Source organism: uncultured Croceicoccus sp. (assembly GCF_947496385.1).
In the GTDB taxonomy this organism is placed as follows: Bacteria; Pseudomonadota; Alphaproteobacteria; order Sphingomonadales; family Sphingomonadaceae; genus Croceicoccus.
Window position 1 is genome coordinate 299,693 of sequence record NZ_CANMCP010000002.1, and the last position, 16,069, is coordinate 315,761.

General features: G+C 65.1%; 20 protein-coding genes and 1 riboswitch. Of the genes, 10 read left to right on the plus strand and 10 right to left on the minus strand.

The window, feature by feature from the left end:
- The first annotated feature begins 82 nt into the window (after positions 1–82).
- Positions 83–766 carry a guanylate kinase gene (gmk, locus tag Q0897_RS05270; protein ID WP_202085622.1) on the plus strand — a complete coding sequence of 228 codons (684 nt, stop codon included), beginning with the start codon at positions 83–85 and terminating at the stop codon, positions 764–766.
- A gap of 31 nt (positions 767–797) precedes the next feature.
- On the opposite strand, the gene Q0897_RS05275 is transcribed toward gmk, so the two are convergent.
- Entirely contained in the window at positions 798–3,320 is a 2,523-nt protein-coding gene (locus Q0897_RS05275; protein WP_299308032.1) for a S8 family peptidase, read from the minus strand.
- Positions 3,321–3,549: 229 nt separating this feature from the next.
- Here Q0897_RS05275 and dapD point away from each other — a divergent pair, with 229 nt between their 5' ends.
- From dapD to Q0897_RS05305, 6 genes are all read left to right on the plus strand, one after another.
- Positions 3,550–4,395, plus strand: a complete 846-nt coding sequence (gene dapD, locus Q0897_RS05280) for a 2,3,4,5-tetrahydropyridine-2,6-dicarboxylate N-succinyltransferase (RefSeq protein WP_299308033.1) — start codon at positions 3,550–3,552, stop codon at positions 4,393–4,395.
- A 138-nt stretch (positions 4,396–4,533) separates the two neighbouring features.
- Positions 4,534–4,833 carry a hypothetical protein gene (locus tag Q0897_RS05285; RefSeq protein WP_299308035.1) on the plus strand — a complete coding sequence of 100 codons (300 nt, stop codon included), beginning with the start codon at positions 4,534–4,536 and terminating at the stop codon, positions 4,831–4,833.
- Between the two features lie 14 nt (positions 4,834–4,847).
- Complete coding sequence (locus Q0897_RS05290; RefSeq protein ID WP_299308172.1) at positions 4,848–5,075, plus strand: DUF2945 domain-containing protein; 228 nt, start codon at positions 4,848–4,850, stop codon at positions 5,073–5,075.
- On the plus strand, positions 5,075–5,257 hold the full coding sequence (locus Q0897_RS05295; protein WP_299308036.1) for a DUF3008 family protein: 183 nt from the start codon (positions 5,075–5,077) through the stop codon (positions 5,255–5,257). The genes Q0897_RS05290 and Q0897_RS05295 overlap by 1 nt, the downstream gene beginning before the upstream one ends.
- 6 nt (positions 5,258–5,263) lie before the next feature.
- The gene (locus Q0897_RS05300) at positions 5,264–5,593 is read left to right on the plus strand and encodes a DUF3140 domain-containing protein (protein WP_236672221.1); all 330 of its coding nucleotides are present in this window, start codon (positions 5,264–5,266) and stop codon (positions 5,591–5,593) included.
- Entirely contained in the window at positions 5,590–6,030 is a 441-nt protein-coding gene (locus Q0897_RS05305) for a DUF1810 domain-containing protein (protein ID WP_299308038.1), read from the plus strand. Before Q0897_RS05300 ends, Q0897_RS05305 begins: the two co-directional genes overlap by 4 nt.
- Positions 6,031–6,165: 135 nt before the next feature.
- Here the strand turns inward: Q0897_RS05305 and Q0897_RS05310 are convergent, their stop codons facing one another.
- Entirely contained in the window at positions 6,166–6,810 is a 645-nt protein-coding gene (locus Q0897_RS05310; protein ID WP_366519900.1) for a DUF72 domain-containing protein, read from the minus strand.
- Between the two features lie 20 nt (positions 6,811–6,830).
- Here Q0897_RS05310 and Q0897_RS05315 point away from each other — a divergent pair, with 20 nt between their 5' ends.
- Positions 6,831–7,265 carry a DoxX family protein gene (locus Q0897_RS05315; RefSeq protein ID WP_299308039.1) on the plus strand — a complete coding sequence of 145 codons (435 nt, stop codon included), beginning with the start codon at positions 6,831–6,833 and terminating at the stop codon, positions 7,263–7,265.
- Positions 7,266–7,275: 10 nt separating this feature from the next.
- Here Q0897_RS05315 and Q0897_RS05320 read toward each other — a convergent pair whose 3' ends face one another.
- The 8 genes from Q0897_RS05320 to thiC all read right to left on the minus strand — a co-directional run bounded on the left by Q0897_RS05320 (position 7,276) and on the right by thiC (position 13,096).
- On the minus strand, positions 7,276–7,527 hold the full coding sequence (locus tag Q0897_RS05320) for an SWIB/MDM2 domain-containing protein (protein ID WP_299308040.1): 252 nt from the start codon (positions 7,525–7,527) through the stop codon (positions 7,276–7,278).
- 51 nt (positions 7,528–7,578) lie between these two features.
- Positions 7,579–8,157: a YbhB/YbcL family Raf kinase inhibitor-like protein gene (locus tag Q0897_RS05325; RefSeq protein ID WP_299308042.1), complete on the minus strand. Its 579-nt coding sequence runs from the start codon at positions 8,155–8,157 to the stop codon at positions 7,579–7,581.
- Between the two features lie 169 nt (positions 8,158–8,326).
- Positions 8,327–8,533 (minus strand): cold-shock protein, encoded by a 207-nt coding sequence (locus Q0897_RS05330; protein ID WP_299308173.1) that lies wholly within the window; start codon positions 8,531–8,533, stop codon positions 8,327–8,329.
- A gap of 507 nt (positions 8,534–9,040) precedes the next feature.
- Positions 9,041–9,619, minus strand: a complete 579-nt coding sequence (locus Q0897_RS05335; RefSeq protein ID WP_299308044.1) for a fasciclin domain-containing protein — start codon at positions 9,617–9,619, stop codon at positions 9,041–9,043.
- A gap of 155 nt (positions 9,620–9,774) precedes the next feature.
- Positions 9,775–10,257, minus strand: coding sequence for a hypothetical protein (locus Q0897_RS05340; protein ID WP_299308046.1), 483 nt, complete (start codon positions 10,255–10,257; stop codon positions 9,775–9,777).
- A gap of 62 nt (positions 10,258–10,319) precedes the next feature.
- The gene (locus Q0897_RS05345; protein WP_202085641.1) at positions 10,320–10,664 is read right to left on the minus strand and encodes an HPF/RaiA family ribosome-associated protein; all 345 of its coding nucleotides are present in this window, start codon (positions 10,662–10,664) and stop codon (positions 10,320–10,322) included.
- Between the two features lie 139 nt (positions 10,665–10,803).
- A complete protein-coding gene (locus Q0897_RS05350; protein WP_299308047.1) occupies positions 10,804–11,151 on the minus strand; it encodes a hypothetical protein in 348 nt (115 codons plus the stop codon).
- A 7-nt stretch (positions 11,152–11,158) separates the two neighbouring features.
- On the minus strand, positions 11,159–13,096 hold the full coding sequence (thiC, locus tag Q0897_RS05355; protein ID WP_299308049.1) for a phosphomethylpyrimidine synthase ThiC: 1,938 nt from the start codon (positions 13,094–13,096) through the stop codon (positions 11,159–11,161).
- A gap of 42 nt (positions 13,097–13,138) precedes the next feature.
- Positions 13,139–13,246: riboswitch (TPP riboswitch) on the minus strand.
- A 92-nt stretch (positions 13,247–13,338) separates the two neighbouring features.
- On the opposite strand from thiC, the gene crtY reads away from it, so the two are divergent.
- On the plus strand, positions 13,339–14,541 hold the full coding sequence (crtY, locus tag Q0897_RS05360) for a lycopene beta-cyclase CrtY (protein ID WP_299308050.1): 1,203 nt from the start codon (positions 13,339–13,341) through the stop codon (positions 14,539–14,541).
- A 29-nt stretch (positions 14,542–14,570) separates the two neighbouring features.
- On the plus strand, positions 14,571–16,055 hold the full coding sequence (locus tag Q0897_RS05365) for a phytoene desaturase (RefSeq protein ID WP_299308174.1): 1,485 nt from the start codon (positions 14,571–14,573) through the stop codon (positions 16,053–16,055).
- Positions 16,056–16,069: the final 14 nt, after the last annotated feature.

The window sequence follows — 16,069 nt, forward strand, 5'->3', positions numbered from 1 at the left end:
CCCCGGTTTTTCCAGGACCCTAATTTCGCCATGAGGGCTGTCCCGGCTTGACCGGGGTGGCCCATGGCGCGCATCTGCCGCCATGGACAGAACTTCAGATTCGCCCGACACCGGCACGCACGAACGCCCCGCCCTGCAACGCCGGGGCCTGATGTTCATCCTGTCCTCGCCCTCGGGAGCGGGCAAGACCACCATCGCGCGCAAGCTGCTCACCGCCGATCCCGCGCTCGCTTTGTCGGTATCGGCGACGACGCGCCCGATGCGTCCGGGCGAGGTCGACGGACGGGATTACCATTTCGTCAGCCGCGAAAAATTCGACGCGATGATCGACGACAGCGCCTTTCTCGAATGGGCGCATGTCTTCGGGCACAGCTATGGCACGCCGAAATCGCACATCTGGGCCGGATTGAAGGAAGGGCAGGACTTCCTTTTCGACATCGACTGGCAAGGGACGCAGCAATTGCACCAGCGGGCCGAGGCGGACGTGGTGCCGGTCTTCATCCTGCCCCCCAGCATCGACGAATTGCGCCGCCGCCTGACCGCGCGGGCCACGGACGATCCTCAGGTCATCGACGCCCGGATGGAACGCGCCCGCGCCGAAATCAGCCACTGGCACGATTACCAATATGTCGTCGTGAATGACGATATCGACGCCTGTTACCGCCAGGTCCGCCAGATTCTGGAGGCGGAACGCCTGCGCCGCGCGCGTCAGACGGGGCTCGTCCGTTTCGTGCGCGAACTGACCGAGGATGGCAATCGGGCCTGAGGGGGTTTGACGCCGCCGCAATCCCGGCGGATCAGAAGCGGTGGGACCATTGCATCGCGACGCCCTTATCCGCGGGGAAGTCGGCGATATGGCCGGGGTCGGTCCTGTAATAAAGGCTCGCCGCCATCTCACCCAGCACGGTGCGCCCGCGCCATGCGATCTCGGTCGCGATTTCCCGCCCGGTGGGTGCAAGCGCCAGCGTGCGAACGCCGAAAACCGCCTGCTCCCGGTCGTAATCCCACGATACCGGCAGGTTGAAACGCACGCCCCCACCCGTCACGCGCAGCGGTTGCGATAGGCGCAGGGCCAGCGCGTCGCCCGATCCGAAGACGCCCCGCCGTTCCAGATCCACGTTCCATGCATTGGCGGACAGGCGCGATCCCCCTGCCACCGCGCCCGATTCGCGGGCATGGGTAAAGGCATGCCGATAACCGCCGCCGAGCCGCCATCGATCGCCTATCCGCCAGCCGAACCCGCCATCCAGCATCACGCTATCGGCGCCGCCCTGCCCCAGTGCGGCGTGGAAACGGCTGCCCAGAATGGTGCGATCCTCTGCCATCCAGCCGAGCGAGAGGCCGATGTCGACATCCTTCCATTGCCGGTCGAGCGTCGCGGCAAAGCGCGTCATCCGGTCGGGCCGGACCCGCGCATCGCGCAACGCGTCGCGGTCGGGCATCTGCCACAATGTCCCGCCCTCGGCGCTCAGCGTGAGGCCGAAATCGCCGAGTTCGCGGCGCAAGGCGAGCGCGGCATCGGTGCGCGCGATCACGCCAAGCTCGCCGCGCGCATCGCCCGCGATCATGAAGGCGGGCTGCTGCGCGCCTTGGAGCATCGCCTGCAATCCCTCCGCGCCTTGTCGGAACCCGAAGGCAACCTTGGTATCCGGCGCAAGCCGCGCCGATACGCCCGCGGCCAGGACCTGCGCCTGCCGGCCCTGCTCCTCGGTCAGGGTGAGGCGCGACACCGGGTCGGGCGCCTGTGTCGAATCGTTCGATATGGTAAAGCCCAAGGCGACTTTCCCGGCATCGAACGCCAGGTTGCGCGTCGTCCCCGCCATCGCGCGGTGCAGGCGCGGCGTCGGCGAGGCCTCCCGTAGCGAGGCGGCAAGATCCATCGCATAGGCACGGTCATATCCATCCAGAATCACCGCGCCCATCCGGGCACCTGCGGCCGCATCGCCCATCGCCGTGCCGGTGGTCCCGCCGACGTCGCTCAAGCTGACCGGCGTGGCGGAACCGGCGAGCGTGGTCGCCCCCTGCGGCGCGAACGCCGCGGCGATGTCGAGCAGCCCGCGGCCATAGATGGCATCGGCACCCGGATCGCCCAGATCGCGCGCACTGTTGAGCAGAATCTCGACAATCTGATCGCCCGAAAGATTGGGAAACGCCTGCGCCAGCAAGGCCACGGCGCCCGAAATCTGCGGCGCGGCAAAGCTGGTGCCCGACACGACATAGACAAAGCTCGTGCCGTCCTCCTCCGTCGTGAAAACCTCCCCGTTTTCATAGACGCAGCACACGCGCCCGCCCCGCGCGGAGAGAAAGGATGCGGCGAAACTTCCGGCCCGGTTGCTGAAATCCGAAATGCGATTGTCGGCATCGACCGACCCGGCAATGATAACGTTGGCGGGCGCCCCGCTCAACGTATCGGTGGCGAAGGGATCGGGATTGTCCGGGTCGATATCCACGTCGGTGGAATCGCCGTCATTGCCCGCCGACACGACCACCACGACGCCCATGGCCGCCGCACGCGCCACCGCGTCGCGCACCTCGCGCCCCGCCCTGCCGCCGCCGAGCGAGAGATTGACCACCCGCGCGCCCGCGTCGGCGGCGCGATTGATGCCGGCGGCGATGGCCCGGTCGCCGAAGGTGCAACCGGTGGAGGGATCTTCGGGATCTTCGGTGGCGCAGCTGCCCGGCGTGTCGGCGCGCAGGGCGATGATCGTCGCATCATACGCGATGCCGATCACGCCTGTATCATTGCGAGCCGCCGCCGCGACCAGTGCGACCTGCGTCCCGTGCCCGTCCTCTGATTCCAACCCGCGACCTCCGGCGACATCGGCGGATGCGGCGGACAGGCGCCCGGCAAATTCCGGATTGTCCGGGTCGATGCCGGTATCGACGATCCCGATCGCGACACCCTTGCCGGTCACGCCCTTCTGCCAGGCGGAGATGACATTATGCTGCTCCGGCCCGTCCGAGCGGCGATATTCCGCCGTATCGAAATTGGTCGGCACCGGCGTGAAGGTCGGGGTCGGGGTTGGACTAGGAGTCGGTGTGGGCGTGGGCGTCGGGCTGGGCGCAGGCGTAGGCGTCGGGCTGGGCGCGGGTGTTGGCGTCGGCGTCGGCGTCGGCGTGGGCGTGGGTGCCGGCGTCGGCGCCGGGGTTGGCGCGGGACTGGGCGCAGGGCTCGGCGCGGGGGCTGGCGGCGGCGCGGGCGTGCTCGTCATGCCGCCACCACCGCTGCCGCACGCCACGAGCAGCATCGAGCCCGACAGCGCCCAAGCCCATTTGCCATGCCGCGAGGGCTGTGCGTTTCGACCCGGCATTCTCGTCATGCGTTGTTTCGTCCCTGCCCCGTCTGCGTCTCTTCGATCCTTGCCCCGGCCTCCCTCCGCCCCATCGAAAGGTCGTCCGATCTTGCCGATAGCGCAGCGAGCGTGCATCGAAGCTGAACGATGGCCTGCGTAACCGCCCTAGGCTCTTGTCCTGTCGCGATACGGGCGATAGGCGAACCATCGCAAACCATTGGCCCCACCGGGCCGTCGCCAGAGGATGCCGCCCATCATGACCGATCACGCCGACCTGATATCGCAAATCGACGCCGCGTTCGAGGACCGCGCCAATGTCACGCCCGAAAGCGTCGACGTCCGCCGTCCGGTCGAGGCCGCGCTGCAAATGCTCGACAATGGCGAGGCGCGGGTGGCCGAACGCGGTGCCGATGGCGAATGGGTGGTGAACCAGTGGCTGAAAAAAGCGGTGCTGCTGTCCTTTCGCCTGAATGACAATGAAATCGTGCCGGACGGTTCGGGCGGCGCGCCCGCCTATGACAAGGTGCCGTCGAAATTCGCCGGATGGACCGATGCGCGTTTCGAAGAAGCCGGTTTCCGGGTCGTCCCCGGCGCCGTCGCGCGGCGGGGCAGCCATATCGGCAAGGGCGTCGTGCTCATGCCCAGCTTCGTCAATATCGGCGCGTTCGTCGACGAAGGCGCGATGATCGACACCTGGGCGACCGTCGGCAGCTGTGCGCAGATCGGCAAGAACGTGCATCTGTCGGGCGGCGCGGGCATTGGCGGCGTGCTCGAACCGTTGCAGGCGGATCCGGTCATCATCGAGGACGGCGCCTTCATCGGTGCGCGTTCCGAAGTGGCCGAGGGCGTGCGCGTGGGCGAAGGCGCGGTTCTTTCCATGGGCGTGTATCTGGGCGCATCGACCCGCATCGTCGACCGTGCGACGGGCGCGGTGCACACAGGCTACGTTCCGCCCTATTCCGTGGTCGTGCCGGGCACCATGCCGGGCAAGCCGCTGCCCGACGGGAGCGAGGGGCCGTCGCTCTATTGCGCGGTCATCGTGAAAACCGTGGATGCGCAGACCCGCGGCAAGACCGCGATCAACGAGTTGCTGCGCCCGTAACACGCAGGCGCAGATCCATGGCGGCGGAGGAACGAAACCGCGCCGTCATGCGTTCGAATACCACTGTTATAAATCCCTGACAGGCCGTATCGCTGGGCGGGGATCAGACTTCAATCTTGGACAGGAGCCTCAAATACCATGGAACGCCACGGCGAAGAAGTTGACGTATCGACCACCGAAGCGCGCGCGGGATCGACGCCGCATATCGTGCGCTGGGTGCTGATCATCAGCCTCGTTTTGATCGTGGGCGGCATGTCGGCCATCTGGATTTTCGGCGCGGCCACGACCGAGGATGATGTCGCCAGCGGCACTGCCCCCGAACAGCCTGTCCTGCCCGCCGGCGCCGCCGCGCCGAATGAGCCTGGCGATGCGTCCGATACCGCGATCCCCGGCGTCGGCACCGAGGGCGAGGAACCGGAGATGGTCGACCCGCAATAACGAAAGGAGCCGGCATCATGGCCGAGAACAAGTTTCAGAAAGACCAGTATGTCGCGTGGAACTGGGGCAACGGCACCGCGAAGGAACAGGTAAAGGAGCGTTTCGAGCGTGACGTGGAACGCACGCTCAAGGGCTCCAAGGTCAAGAAGAACGGCACCGAGGACAATCCTGCCTATCTCATCAAGCAGGAAGACGGTGACGAGGTTCTGAAACTCGGGTCCGAGCTTGAGGCGGCGAACTGATGCCGGCAAAATCCAAGGCACAGCAGAAGGCCGCCGGCGCGGCCCTTTCGGCAAAGCGCGGCGAGACGAAAGTCTCCGACCTTCAGGGCGCGTCGAAGGACATGTACGATTCCATGTCGGAGGACGAGCTGGAGGATTTCGCCTCCACCGACCGGAAAGACCTTCCCGAAAAGAAGGACTGACCCGCGGTGGACGACGACGAGAAGAAGGAATGCCGCAAGCAATTCGGCGACTGCGTGAACATGCAGCCCAAGGAGCTTGAGGAATGGCTCGACACCGACGAATCGAAATCGGTCGGTGACAGCGATGGCGGCGAAAGCACCGGCCATCGTTCGGGCCGCCGCATCGTCGAGATCAAGCGCCGCAATGTCGATGAACTCACCGATGCCGATTACGACCATATGCAGAAGGTAATCGGCTACATCCATCGCCACCTGGAACAGCGGCCCGATGGCGATGTCGAGGATACGAACTGGCGCTATTCGCTCATGAACTGGGGGCATGATCCGCTGAAATGAGCGGGTCTGCATCCGCGCTCACCCGCTTTGTCGAGGCACAGGACAGCATTTACGAACGTGCGCTTGGCGAATTGCGCGATGGGGCGAAGCGGTCCCACTGGATGTGGTTCGTCTTTCCGCAGATTGCCGGCTTGGGCCACAGCGCGATGGCGCGCCGCTATGCCATTGCCGATGCGGCGGAGGCGCGCGCCTATCTGCGGCACGATGTGCTCGGCCCGCGCCTCATCGCATGCACCGATGCCGTTCTCGATTGGGCGGGACGACGCGGCGCGGTGGAGATCATGGGCGAAGTCGATGCGATGAAACTGCGCAGTTCGATGACCCTGTTCGAGGCGTACAGCGATACGCCGACGACCGGCCAACGCTTTGGCGCGGTAATCGACGCATTTTACGATGGGCAGCGCGACGCGGCGACCCGCGCGCGCCTCGGCCTATAAACGTTCGGCGAGGGCAATTGCGGCGGCAGGTGCGCGTTCCTTCGCCCCGTCGATGACGAAAACATAGACGTCGTCCATAGCCCCCATGCGCGCCGGGGTGATCCGGTTGACGCCATTGGGAGCGACCCCCTGGTCCTAATCCGCCGCGATACGGGCCATGTCGTCCAGCGCCGCATCCTCATATCCGGCGGCAAGGTCGGACCGCGCCCCCTTCAACCGCATATAGCCAAGCCCACCCGAAAGATCGGCAATCGCCAGCCCGCCCGGCCCGTCGACATAGGCGATGGCAATATCGTACGCCCGCGCCAGATCGACAAATTCGGCGCAGCGGAAGCTGTCATGCTGCACCTCCATCACGTGCCGCAGCGGCAGGCCGTCCCGTTCGCGGGGGATAAGCGCGAAAAACGCAGCCAGATCCTCGGCATCGAACGCGCGGTAATCGGGCAATTGCCACAGGATCGGGCCCAGCGCATCGCCCAGCTCGGTCAACCCCTGCGCAAAGAACCGCTCGACCGCTTCGCCCGCGTCGGCGAGCTTGCGGCGATTGCAGATATAGCGCGATGCCTTGAGCGCGAAAACGAAACCGTCGGGCACATCCGCGCGCCATTCGGCGAACGTTTCAGGCTTTTGCAAACGGTAATAGGTCCCGTTCACCTCAATCGCGGAGAGCTGCCGCGACGCGAAATGCAGTTCCTTGCGGCGGGGCAGATCGTCGGGATAGAACACGCCCCCGCGCCAACCGCCAAAGCGCCAGCCGCCGATGCCTGTTCGAACGCTCATGGCTGCGCTATGCCCCGGCGATGGATAGGACGCGCCCCATTCGGCAAGGGAGAGGCAGGACCGCGGCGCGGTGGCTGCTCGCGCTTGCGTATTTCGTGGCGGGGGTGCTTCACCTCGCGGCGCCGGCGCCGTTTCTCGGCATCATGCCCGATGTGGTGCCCTGGCCCGAGGCGGTCGTGGCGTTGACGGGAATTGCCGAAATTCTCGGTGCGATCGGCATGGTGCAACCCGTGTCCGGCCGCCTGCGGAAGGCGGCGGCGGTCGGGCTTGCGCTTTATGCCGTGTGCGTGTTTCCGGCCAATATCAACCATTTCGCCATGGACATGGGCCTCGCGGATCACGGGCTTGGCCTTGCCTATCACCTGCCGCGCATGGTGGCGCAGCCGGTGCTGGTCTGGCTGGCATTGTGGTCCGGCGGCGTCATGGACTGGCCATGGCGCCGCCGGACCGGGTAGGTGCGGGCAATCAGCCCAGATGCTTCGAGACCTGCGCAGTCATCTTGAACATCGAGATCTTCTCGGTCCCGATGACCTTGCCGAGCTTTTCATCAGGCTCGATCATGCGCTTGTCATCCGCGGCCTGAAGATCGTGCTTCTTGATATATTCCCACACCTTCGCGGTCACTTCGCCGCGCGGCAGTGGCCCCTTGCCGACGATCGCTTCGAGATCCTCCGAAACGGCGACGGGCTTGTTGATAGCGTTATTCTTGGCAGCCATGTGCTGATCCTCTCGTTCGGGCGTCCTGATCGGAACCGCCCCTTGTGAATGTCAATCGTGGTCGTCGCCGTCTTCGCGGGCATAGGTTCCCGTCAGGACGGCCGCGGCGAGCACGTGCCCTTCCATCTGGCGAACCAGATCTGAACGGCCCGCGCCCGGCGGCAACGCCAGCGGCATGTCGACCGCGTAAAGCTGGAACACGTAATCATGGCTCCCGTGGCCCGTGGGCGGGTCGGGGAGCAGCCATTCGGCCTTCATGTAGGAATTCTTGCCGACCTTGGGCGGCGTTTCGCCTTCGAGCAGCTTGCCCCGCTGCGGCGCGAGGCCCCACACGAGCCAGTGACAGAACGGTTCGGCGCCCGGCGCATCGGGATCCTCGACGATGAGCACGAGCTCCTGCGTGCTGGGCGGCGGATCGCTCCACTCCAGCGGCGGTGCGACGGCATCTTCCTCGTCGGCGGTGAACGAGGGGTCCAGCGCGGCGCCATCCTGAAACGCGGGGGATTTCAGCGTGAAGCCCTTGGCTCCCAGCACATTCTCCCCGCCGAGACGGGCAATGGTCAGCTTGGCATGGCCGGCACGCACATTTTTAAGCGCAGAGCCCAGCCAGGCGGGTACTTTTTCAAGCATCGGGTTCGATTCTCCAACAGACAATGCCGCCACGTACGGGGACGCCCGCGACTTTCGAACCCATCAACGGTTTGTAGCCCCGGTCCGTTCCGGTCATTTCGAGCGTCCCTCATGGAGGAACGCGAAAAGCATGCCCCCGCCGTCATCCGGCGGGGGCGTGCCAGGGGGATCACGCCTCGGTGAGGTTGATCGCAGCCTTCTTGCCGTTACGGCCGGTTTCGACTTCGTAGTTCAGGCGCTGATCACGCTCCAGCGTGTGCATGCCGGCGGCCTGCACCGCGGAGATGTGGACGAAGCTGTCTTCGCCGCCATCTTCGGGCTGAATGAAGCCATAACCTTTTTCGGTGTTGAAGAATTTGACTGTACCAGTGGGCATAGATGTTTCCTTTCCAGAAACGATAGGTTTCCGCCCCGCAAAATCGCGGGCCGGGTCGTGCGTCATGTCGTCAAGAGAAAGGAAGTTGTCGTCAGAGGCGAGTTTTTGGCCCGACCGGCACCGATATATCCGTCGCAATTGTGACGTCAGCGATTGCATGGGTAGCACGCCCGCGCCCGTTCCGGCAAACGCATTCGGCGAACAGGGCCCATCATTCGTCGCGATTGCGCCGGCCGTCCGGCTCCTCCGCGACGCCTTTGAACGGCTCGCCGTCCGATTTCTGCTCCAGAACTGGCCCGCGGTGGCGCTGCCCTCTTCGCGGTCGCGCTTGGTCCAGCGTTTCGTCTGCGGGTTCCGCACCTGCGTGCGGTCGTCGATGGAACCGGCGCGGTGTCCCTTCCCCGTGTTCGTCGCCATGGCTGTATCCCGTCCTTTTCACATAACAAGAAGGGCGGGCCTGTGCATACAGGCCCGCCCCTTGGCAAATCATCGTTCCGTAATGCGCGATCAGCTCGGCATCAGGACCGCGTCGATGGCGTGGATCGTGCCGTTGGAGGCATCCATGTCGGCCTGCGTGACGGTTGCGGTATTGCCCGCCGCGTCGGTCAGGATGACATTGCCGCCCTCGGTCGTGGCGGTAAGCATCGCGCCGTTGACGGTCGTCAACTCGGCCGAACCGCCGCCCTGCTCGATCTGCTGCATCAAGGCTTCGGCGGTGACGTCGCCCGACACCACGTGATAGTTCAGGATGCCGGTCAGCTCTTCCTGGCCTTCAGGCGCGGTGAGTTCGGCCAGCGTGCCCTCGGGAAGCGCGTCGAATGCCTCGTTCGTGGGTGCAAAAACGGTGAAGGGACCGGGACCCGAAAGCGTATCGCCGAGGTTCGCGGCGGTAATCGCGCTCACCAGGGTCGAGAAATCGGAATTGCCCTGCGCCATCTGGACGATATTCTCGCCGTCCATGACCATCGTGTCGTCGGTGGCCATGGTATCCATGGTGGCGTCGGCTTCGGGCGCTTCGGCCGTGTCGCCACATGCGGACAGAGCCAGCGCAGCGGAAGCCATCAGTGCGGTTGCAATATGTTTCATGGTGAATCCTTTCGTGAACCCATTGTAGAATTTGCGGCCATTTCGGGCCGGGAATTGCTTCAACAACGAAAGGATGTCGGCATTCGTTCCAAGAAAGTGGCGAAACTGGGGCAAAACGCTTTCCGCGTGCTGAACCGCAAGGGTTTACGCCCGCATCAGGCCGGCCCGGTGAACTCCTCCGCCCCGGTCCAGCCGCAGCCAAGCCGCGTTTCATCGCCCAGTTGCAAGGTCACCGCAAAAGGATAGCGCCGCCCCGACATGCCGTCATTGCACGCCCCCGGCGTGGCGGCGAGCGTCAGGCTTTTCCCGTTCAACGTGCCGCTGAACGATACGCCGTTGCGCCCCGCAAACCGGTCCACCGCGATCGCCGTGTCGGACACGCCATCGTCCGCCGGCACGGTATAGGTGAGGACGCCGCCCGCCACCTCCCCGCTCCAGAACGGTTCGGTTCCGGTAAAATGGAGCGTCTCGTTTTCCGCAATGCCGGAAAAGGGGCGATTGTCATTCCTGTCGCCCGGCGCGCCATCGGGGGTGTCGCCGCCCGACTGGCACCCGGCAAGAGCGAGAGCGGCGAGCAGAGGGATGGCGATCCCCGTTCGCAGGGGGCGACAGACGCATGGTGTGCACGAATTCGACATGGCGCGCTTATCGGCGACGCGGGCGCCCCGCGCAACCGTGCCGTGATCGGTGCGGCGCGGGTTCAGAACGTCTTTTCAGGGCGGCGATCGCGGCTATGCCGCTCGCTCTTGCCGAAATGGCTCTGCAACCGCTGCGCCAGCGTGCTGGCGGCCTTGCGCGCGGCATCGTCCACCGTGGCGGCATGGGCGGTCACGCCGATGGGCTTGCCGCCCGCGGGGCGCGCCTCGATCGTGCAGGCCTTGTCGTCCGCGCCGCCTTTGGGGCCGTTTTCGTCGCGCACATGGATTTCCAGCCTGGTCAGGCGATCCTCGAACCGGGCGATCTTTTCGCGGACCTGCGCCTCGATCCGTTCGGCGACGTTTTCGGTGCCCATGACGCTGCTGTCGGAATTGAATTGCACATGCATGACGCGGTTCCTCTCGATTGTTTATACCAACCAAGATGGTGCGTTTCGCGCCGTTTGAAAGGACGCGCGGCGCCCGTTGCACAGTTTGTCACAATTGGTTCACACGGGTCGTTCGTACCTGCGACGCAAAGGCGCGGGGTCAGGGCGTGTCGCCCCCCTCACCCCCGCCGGCGATGCGGCGATGTTCGTCCACGCTGCGCCGCATTTCGCGCGCCTGCAGATGCAGCGCCTTGCCCGACAGGCGGATCTCGCGGCTCTGCTGAAAAAAGCCGAGGACGAGCCACAGGAACGCCAGCGGGCTGGACACCCCGCCGAGGAAATCGCCCAGCTCGTTGAGCCTGAGATCCGCCGGGTTCTGCCCCTGCCAGAACAGATAGGCGACCAGCCCCGCCACATAGAGCGCGGTAAGCGCGAGCCCGATCATGGGCAGGCGGCGGCGATCCTTGCGGTCCGCGTCCTGTTCCACGATCGAGTCCGTGCCGTCCATCGTGCGCTTACTCCGCCGGGCCGGTTTCGACCTCGTCCTCTGGAAGGTAGAGCCGGTCGCCCTTTTCCTTATAACGGCGGGACATTTCCTCCATCCCTTCCTCGGCGTTTTCGCGCGCCTCGGGCGGGGTTTCGCGGCGGATGTTTTCCGATGCGAGATAGCTGTCGCTGTTCTGCTTTGCCGCGAAATCGCGCACTTCCTGCGTGATCTTCATCGAACAGAACTTCGGCCCGCACATGGAACAGAAATGCGCGGTCTTCGCGCCTTCCGCCGGGAGCGTCTGATCGTGGTACTGCTCCGCCGTTTCGGGGTCGAGCGACAGGTTGAACTGATCCCGCCAGCGAAAATCGAAACGCGCCTTGGAAAGCGCATCGTCGCGCACCTTTGCCGCCGGGTGCCCCTTTGCCAGATCGGCGGCATGGGCGGCGAGCTTGTACGTGACGACGCCGACCTTCACATCGTCGCGGTCGGGCAGGCCAAGGTGTTCCTTCGGCGTGACGTAGCAAAGCATCGCCGTGCCGTACCAGCCGATCTGCGCCGCGCCGATGCCGCTCGTGATATGGTCATAGCCCGGCGCGATGTCGGTGACGAGCGGCCCGAGCGTGTAGAACGGCGCCTCGCCGCACGCCTCGAGCTGCTTCTCCATGTTTTCCTTGATCTTGTGCATGGGGACGTGGCCCGGCCCCTCGATCATGACCTGCACGTCCTGCTCCCACGCGCGCTTGGTCAGCTCGCCAAGGGTATAAAGCTCGGCGAACTGCGCCTCGTCATTGGCGTCGGCGATGCTGCCGGGGCGCAGGCCGTCGCCCAGCGAATAGGCCACGTCATACGCCTTCATGATCTCGGTAATCTCGTCGAACCGTTCATAGAGGAACGATTCCTTATGATGGGCGAGGCACCATTTCGCCATGATCGACCCGCCGCGCGACACGATGCCGGTCACGCGCTTGGCGGTCATCGGCACGTAGGGCAGGCGCACGCCCGCATGGATGGTGAAATAATCGACGCCCTGCTCCGCCTGCTCGATCAGCGTATCGCGGAAGATTTCCCAAGTCAGGTCCTCGGCAATGCCGCCGACCTTTTCCAGGGCCTGGTAAATCGGCACGGTGCCGATGGGCACGGGGCTGTTGCGGATGATCCATTCGCGCGTGTCGTGAATGTTGCGCCCGGTCGAAAGGTCCATGACCGTGTCCGCGCCCCAGCGGATCGACCAGACCATCTTGTCGACTTCGTTGGCGACGTCCGACGCGACGGCGGAATTGCCGATATTGGCGTTGATCTTGACGAGAAAATTGCGCCCGATGGCCATGGGCTCGGATTCGGGGTGGTTGATATTGCTGGGGATGATGGCCCGGCCGCGGGCGATTTCGTCGCGCACGAACTCGGGCGTCACGTAATCGGGAATCTCCGCGCCCCAGCTTTCCCCGTCGCGCACATGGTCCCGCACCATCGCGCGGCCGAGGTTTTCACGCTCCGCCACATATTCCATTTCCGGGGTGATGATGCCGCGGCGGGCATAGTGCATCTGGCTGACATTGGCGCCGGCCTTTGCGCGCAGCGGGCGTTTCACGACATTGGGGAACGGGGGGACGCCGCCGCTGCGGTCGGGGCCGAGCTGTCCATTGTCCTCCGGCCTGACCTCGCGCGCGTCATATTCCTCGACATCGCCGCGGCCCAGAATCCATTCGCGGCGAAGCTGCGGGAGGCCGCGATTGATGTCGATGTCGGCATCCGGGTCGGTATAGGGGCCGGAGGTGTCGTACACGCGCACCGGCGCTTCCTTCGCCGTCGGCTCCAGCCGGATTTCGCGCATGGCGACATGGATGCCATGTTCCTTCGTCGGGCCGATGTGGATCTTGTGGCTGCCGCGAATGGGCCCGGTGGTGACGCCGATGGCGCCGTTCTTGCCGGGCTGGCTTTCCAAGGGGGAGTTGATGTCGGCCATGTGCGCTTCCTCTTTCCCGGCGGGAAAGCGTGCGGGCATTGCCGGGCAAGGACCGCCACTCCCTCCGCCTGTCTTAACAGGTTCAGGTTCGACGGGTCGCGGGGCGCTAAGCCCGCCTCTCAGCCCAAGCAGGCTCCCCGGTGGATGGGCTGCGTTCTACCCGCTTCGAGGCGCGAGGTAAAGCATTGCCGGGCGGCGCCATCGCGCTTGCGCCCCGGCCTGTCCCGTGTAAGCAGGCGGTAATGGGCCGGACATTCGATATTCTCATCGCGGGCGGCGGGCTTTCGGGCGGGCTGATCGCGCTGACCCTGCGCCGGCTTCGTCCCGAATTGTCGGTGGGCGTGGTGGAACGCGGGGCTGCGATCGGCGGCCATCATCTGTGGTCCTTTTTCGAAAGCGATATTGCGCCCGAACATCGCGCAATTCTCGACCCGTTGATCGCGATGCGGTGGGACGATGGCTACGACGTCGTCTTTCCCGAATATCGCCGCATGTTGCGGACGCCTTATCGCACGATCGCCTCCGAAAATCTCGACAGGGCGGTGCGCGATGCGCTTGGTGGCGACGCGATGGTAACGCGGGCCGACATCGCGGCGCTGGACGCCGACGGCGCCACGCTGAGCAATCAGCAGCGGATCGCGGCCAAGGGCGTGATCGACGCACGCGGACTGGCCCGGGGCGATCTTGCCCCTCTCACCGGTGGGTGGCAGAAATTCGCCGGGCGCATGCTGACCCTGCGCGCACCCCACGGTGTCACGCGCCCGGTGGTGATGGATGCCGACGTGGCGCAGCACGATGGCTATCGCTTCGTCTATCTCCTCCCGTTTTCGGACCGCGAGATATTCGTCGAGGATACCTATTACAGCGATACGCCCGACCTCGACCGGGACACGCTGACCCGCCGGATCGACGCCTATGCCGCGCGGCGCGGGTGGCGCATCGAGACCGTCACGCGGGAGGAAACCGGCGTCCTGCCGGTGGTGGCCGGCGGCGATTTCGATGAATTTCTCGGGCGCCGCGCGGGCGACGTCGGCGTGGCGGGCGTGCGCGCCGGATTGTTTCAGCCGCTCACGAGCTATTCGCTTCCCGACGCGGTGCGGTTCGCGCATCACGTCGCCGCCCTGCCCTCCCTCGACAGCGCGTCGCTGGCCGCGGCGAGCCGGGATTACGCGGCGCGGCACTGGCGGCGCGGGCGGTTCCATCGCATGTTGACCGCGATGCTCTTCGATGCGGCGGAGCCGGAGGAGCGATACAAGGTTCTGCAAAGGTTCTATACTTTGGATGAAGGTTTGATAGAGCGGTTCTATGCCGGTCGGGGCACGGGGCGCGATGCCCTGCGCATTCTTTCGGGAAAACCGCCCGTGCCGGTCCGGCGCGCCATCGCCACGCTTTCGGGCATGCGCGGCCCCGCCTCCCTTTCGCTGCCCACGGAGAACACGCAATGAACACCACCACAGCGGACGGCGATACGCCCATGCGCCGCGCGGCGGTGATCGGCGCAGGGTTCGGCGGGCTCGCGCTCGCCATCCGGCTGCAATCGGCGGGGGTCGCGACCACGGTGATCGAGGCGCGGGACAAGCCGGGTGGCCGGGCCTATCACTGGGAACGGGACGGCTTTACCTTCGATGCCGGGCCGACGGTCATCACCGATCCCGATTGCCTGGCCGAATTGTGGCGCCTGTCCGATCACGACATGGCCGACGATATCGAATTGCAGGAAGTGCAGCCGTTCTACCGCCTCCATTGGGAGGATGGCACCACCTTCGATTACACCAACGACATCCCGAAACTCGCCGCCGAGATTTCCAAGCTCAACCCCGCCGACCTCGCCGGATACGAGGAATTCCTCCAATATTCGGCCGCGGTTTACGAGGAAGGCTATGTGAAGCTCGGCCACGTCCCCTTCCTCAGCTTTGCCAGCATGATGAAGGCCGCGCCCGCCATGATCAAGAACCAGGCGTGGCGCTCGGTCTATTCCATGGTGTCGAAATACATCAAGAACGAGAAACTGCGCGAGGCGCTCTCGTTCCACACGCTGCTCGTCGGCGGCAATCCGATGAGCACGAGTGCGATCTACGCTCTCATCCACAAGCTGGAGAAGGATGGCGGCGTGTGGTGGGCCAAGGGCGGGACCAACCGGCTGATCGCCGCGATGGTGCGCCATTTCGAGCGGATCGGCGGCACGGTCCGGATCGGCGATGCGGTCGCGTCCATCGACACGGTCGGCAACCGCGCCACCGGCGTCACCACGAACAGCGGCTGGCACGAGAATTTCGACGCGGTGGCCACCAATGGCGATTTGATGCACAGCTATCGCGACCTGCTGTCCGAAAATCGCCGCGGCGCGAAAATGGCGAAATCGCTGGCGAAGAAGAAATGGTCGCCCAGCCTCTTCGTCGTGCATTTCGGGGTCGAGGGGACATGGCCAGGCATCCCGCATCACATGATCCTGTTCGGCCCGCGCTACGAAGGCTTGCTCGACGATATCTACAAGCATGGCGTGTTGCCGCGCGATTTCTCGATCTATCTCCACCATCCCAGCGTCACCGACCCGTCGATGGCGCCCGAAGGGATGAGCACGTTTTACGCGCTCGTGCCCGTGGCGCATCTGGGGCAATTGCCGGTGGACTGGGTCGCGGTCGGCAAGGAGCTGGAAAAGCGCGTGCTGGACGAGGTGGGCCGCCGGCTCATCCCCGACATCCATTCGCGCATCGTGACGAAGTTCCACTATACCCCGACCGATTTTTCGAACGATCTGTCCGCCCATCTGGGCAGCGCGTTCAGCCTGCAGCCGATCCTCACGCAGAGTGCGTTTTTCCGTGCGCACAACCGCGACGATGAAATCGGCAATCTCTATATCGTGGGTGCGGGCACGCATCCGGGCGCGGGCATTCCCGGCGTCGTCGGCAGCGCCAAGGCGACGGCGCGGCTGATGCTGTCGGATCTCGCGCGGGGCTGAACCGGGATGGCGGG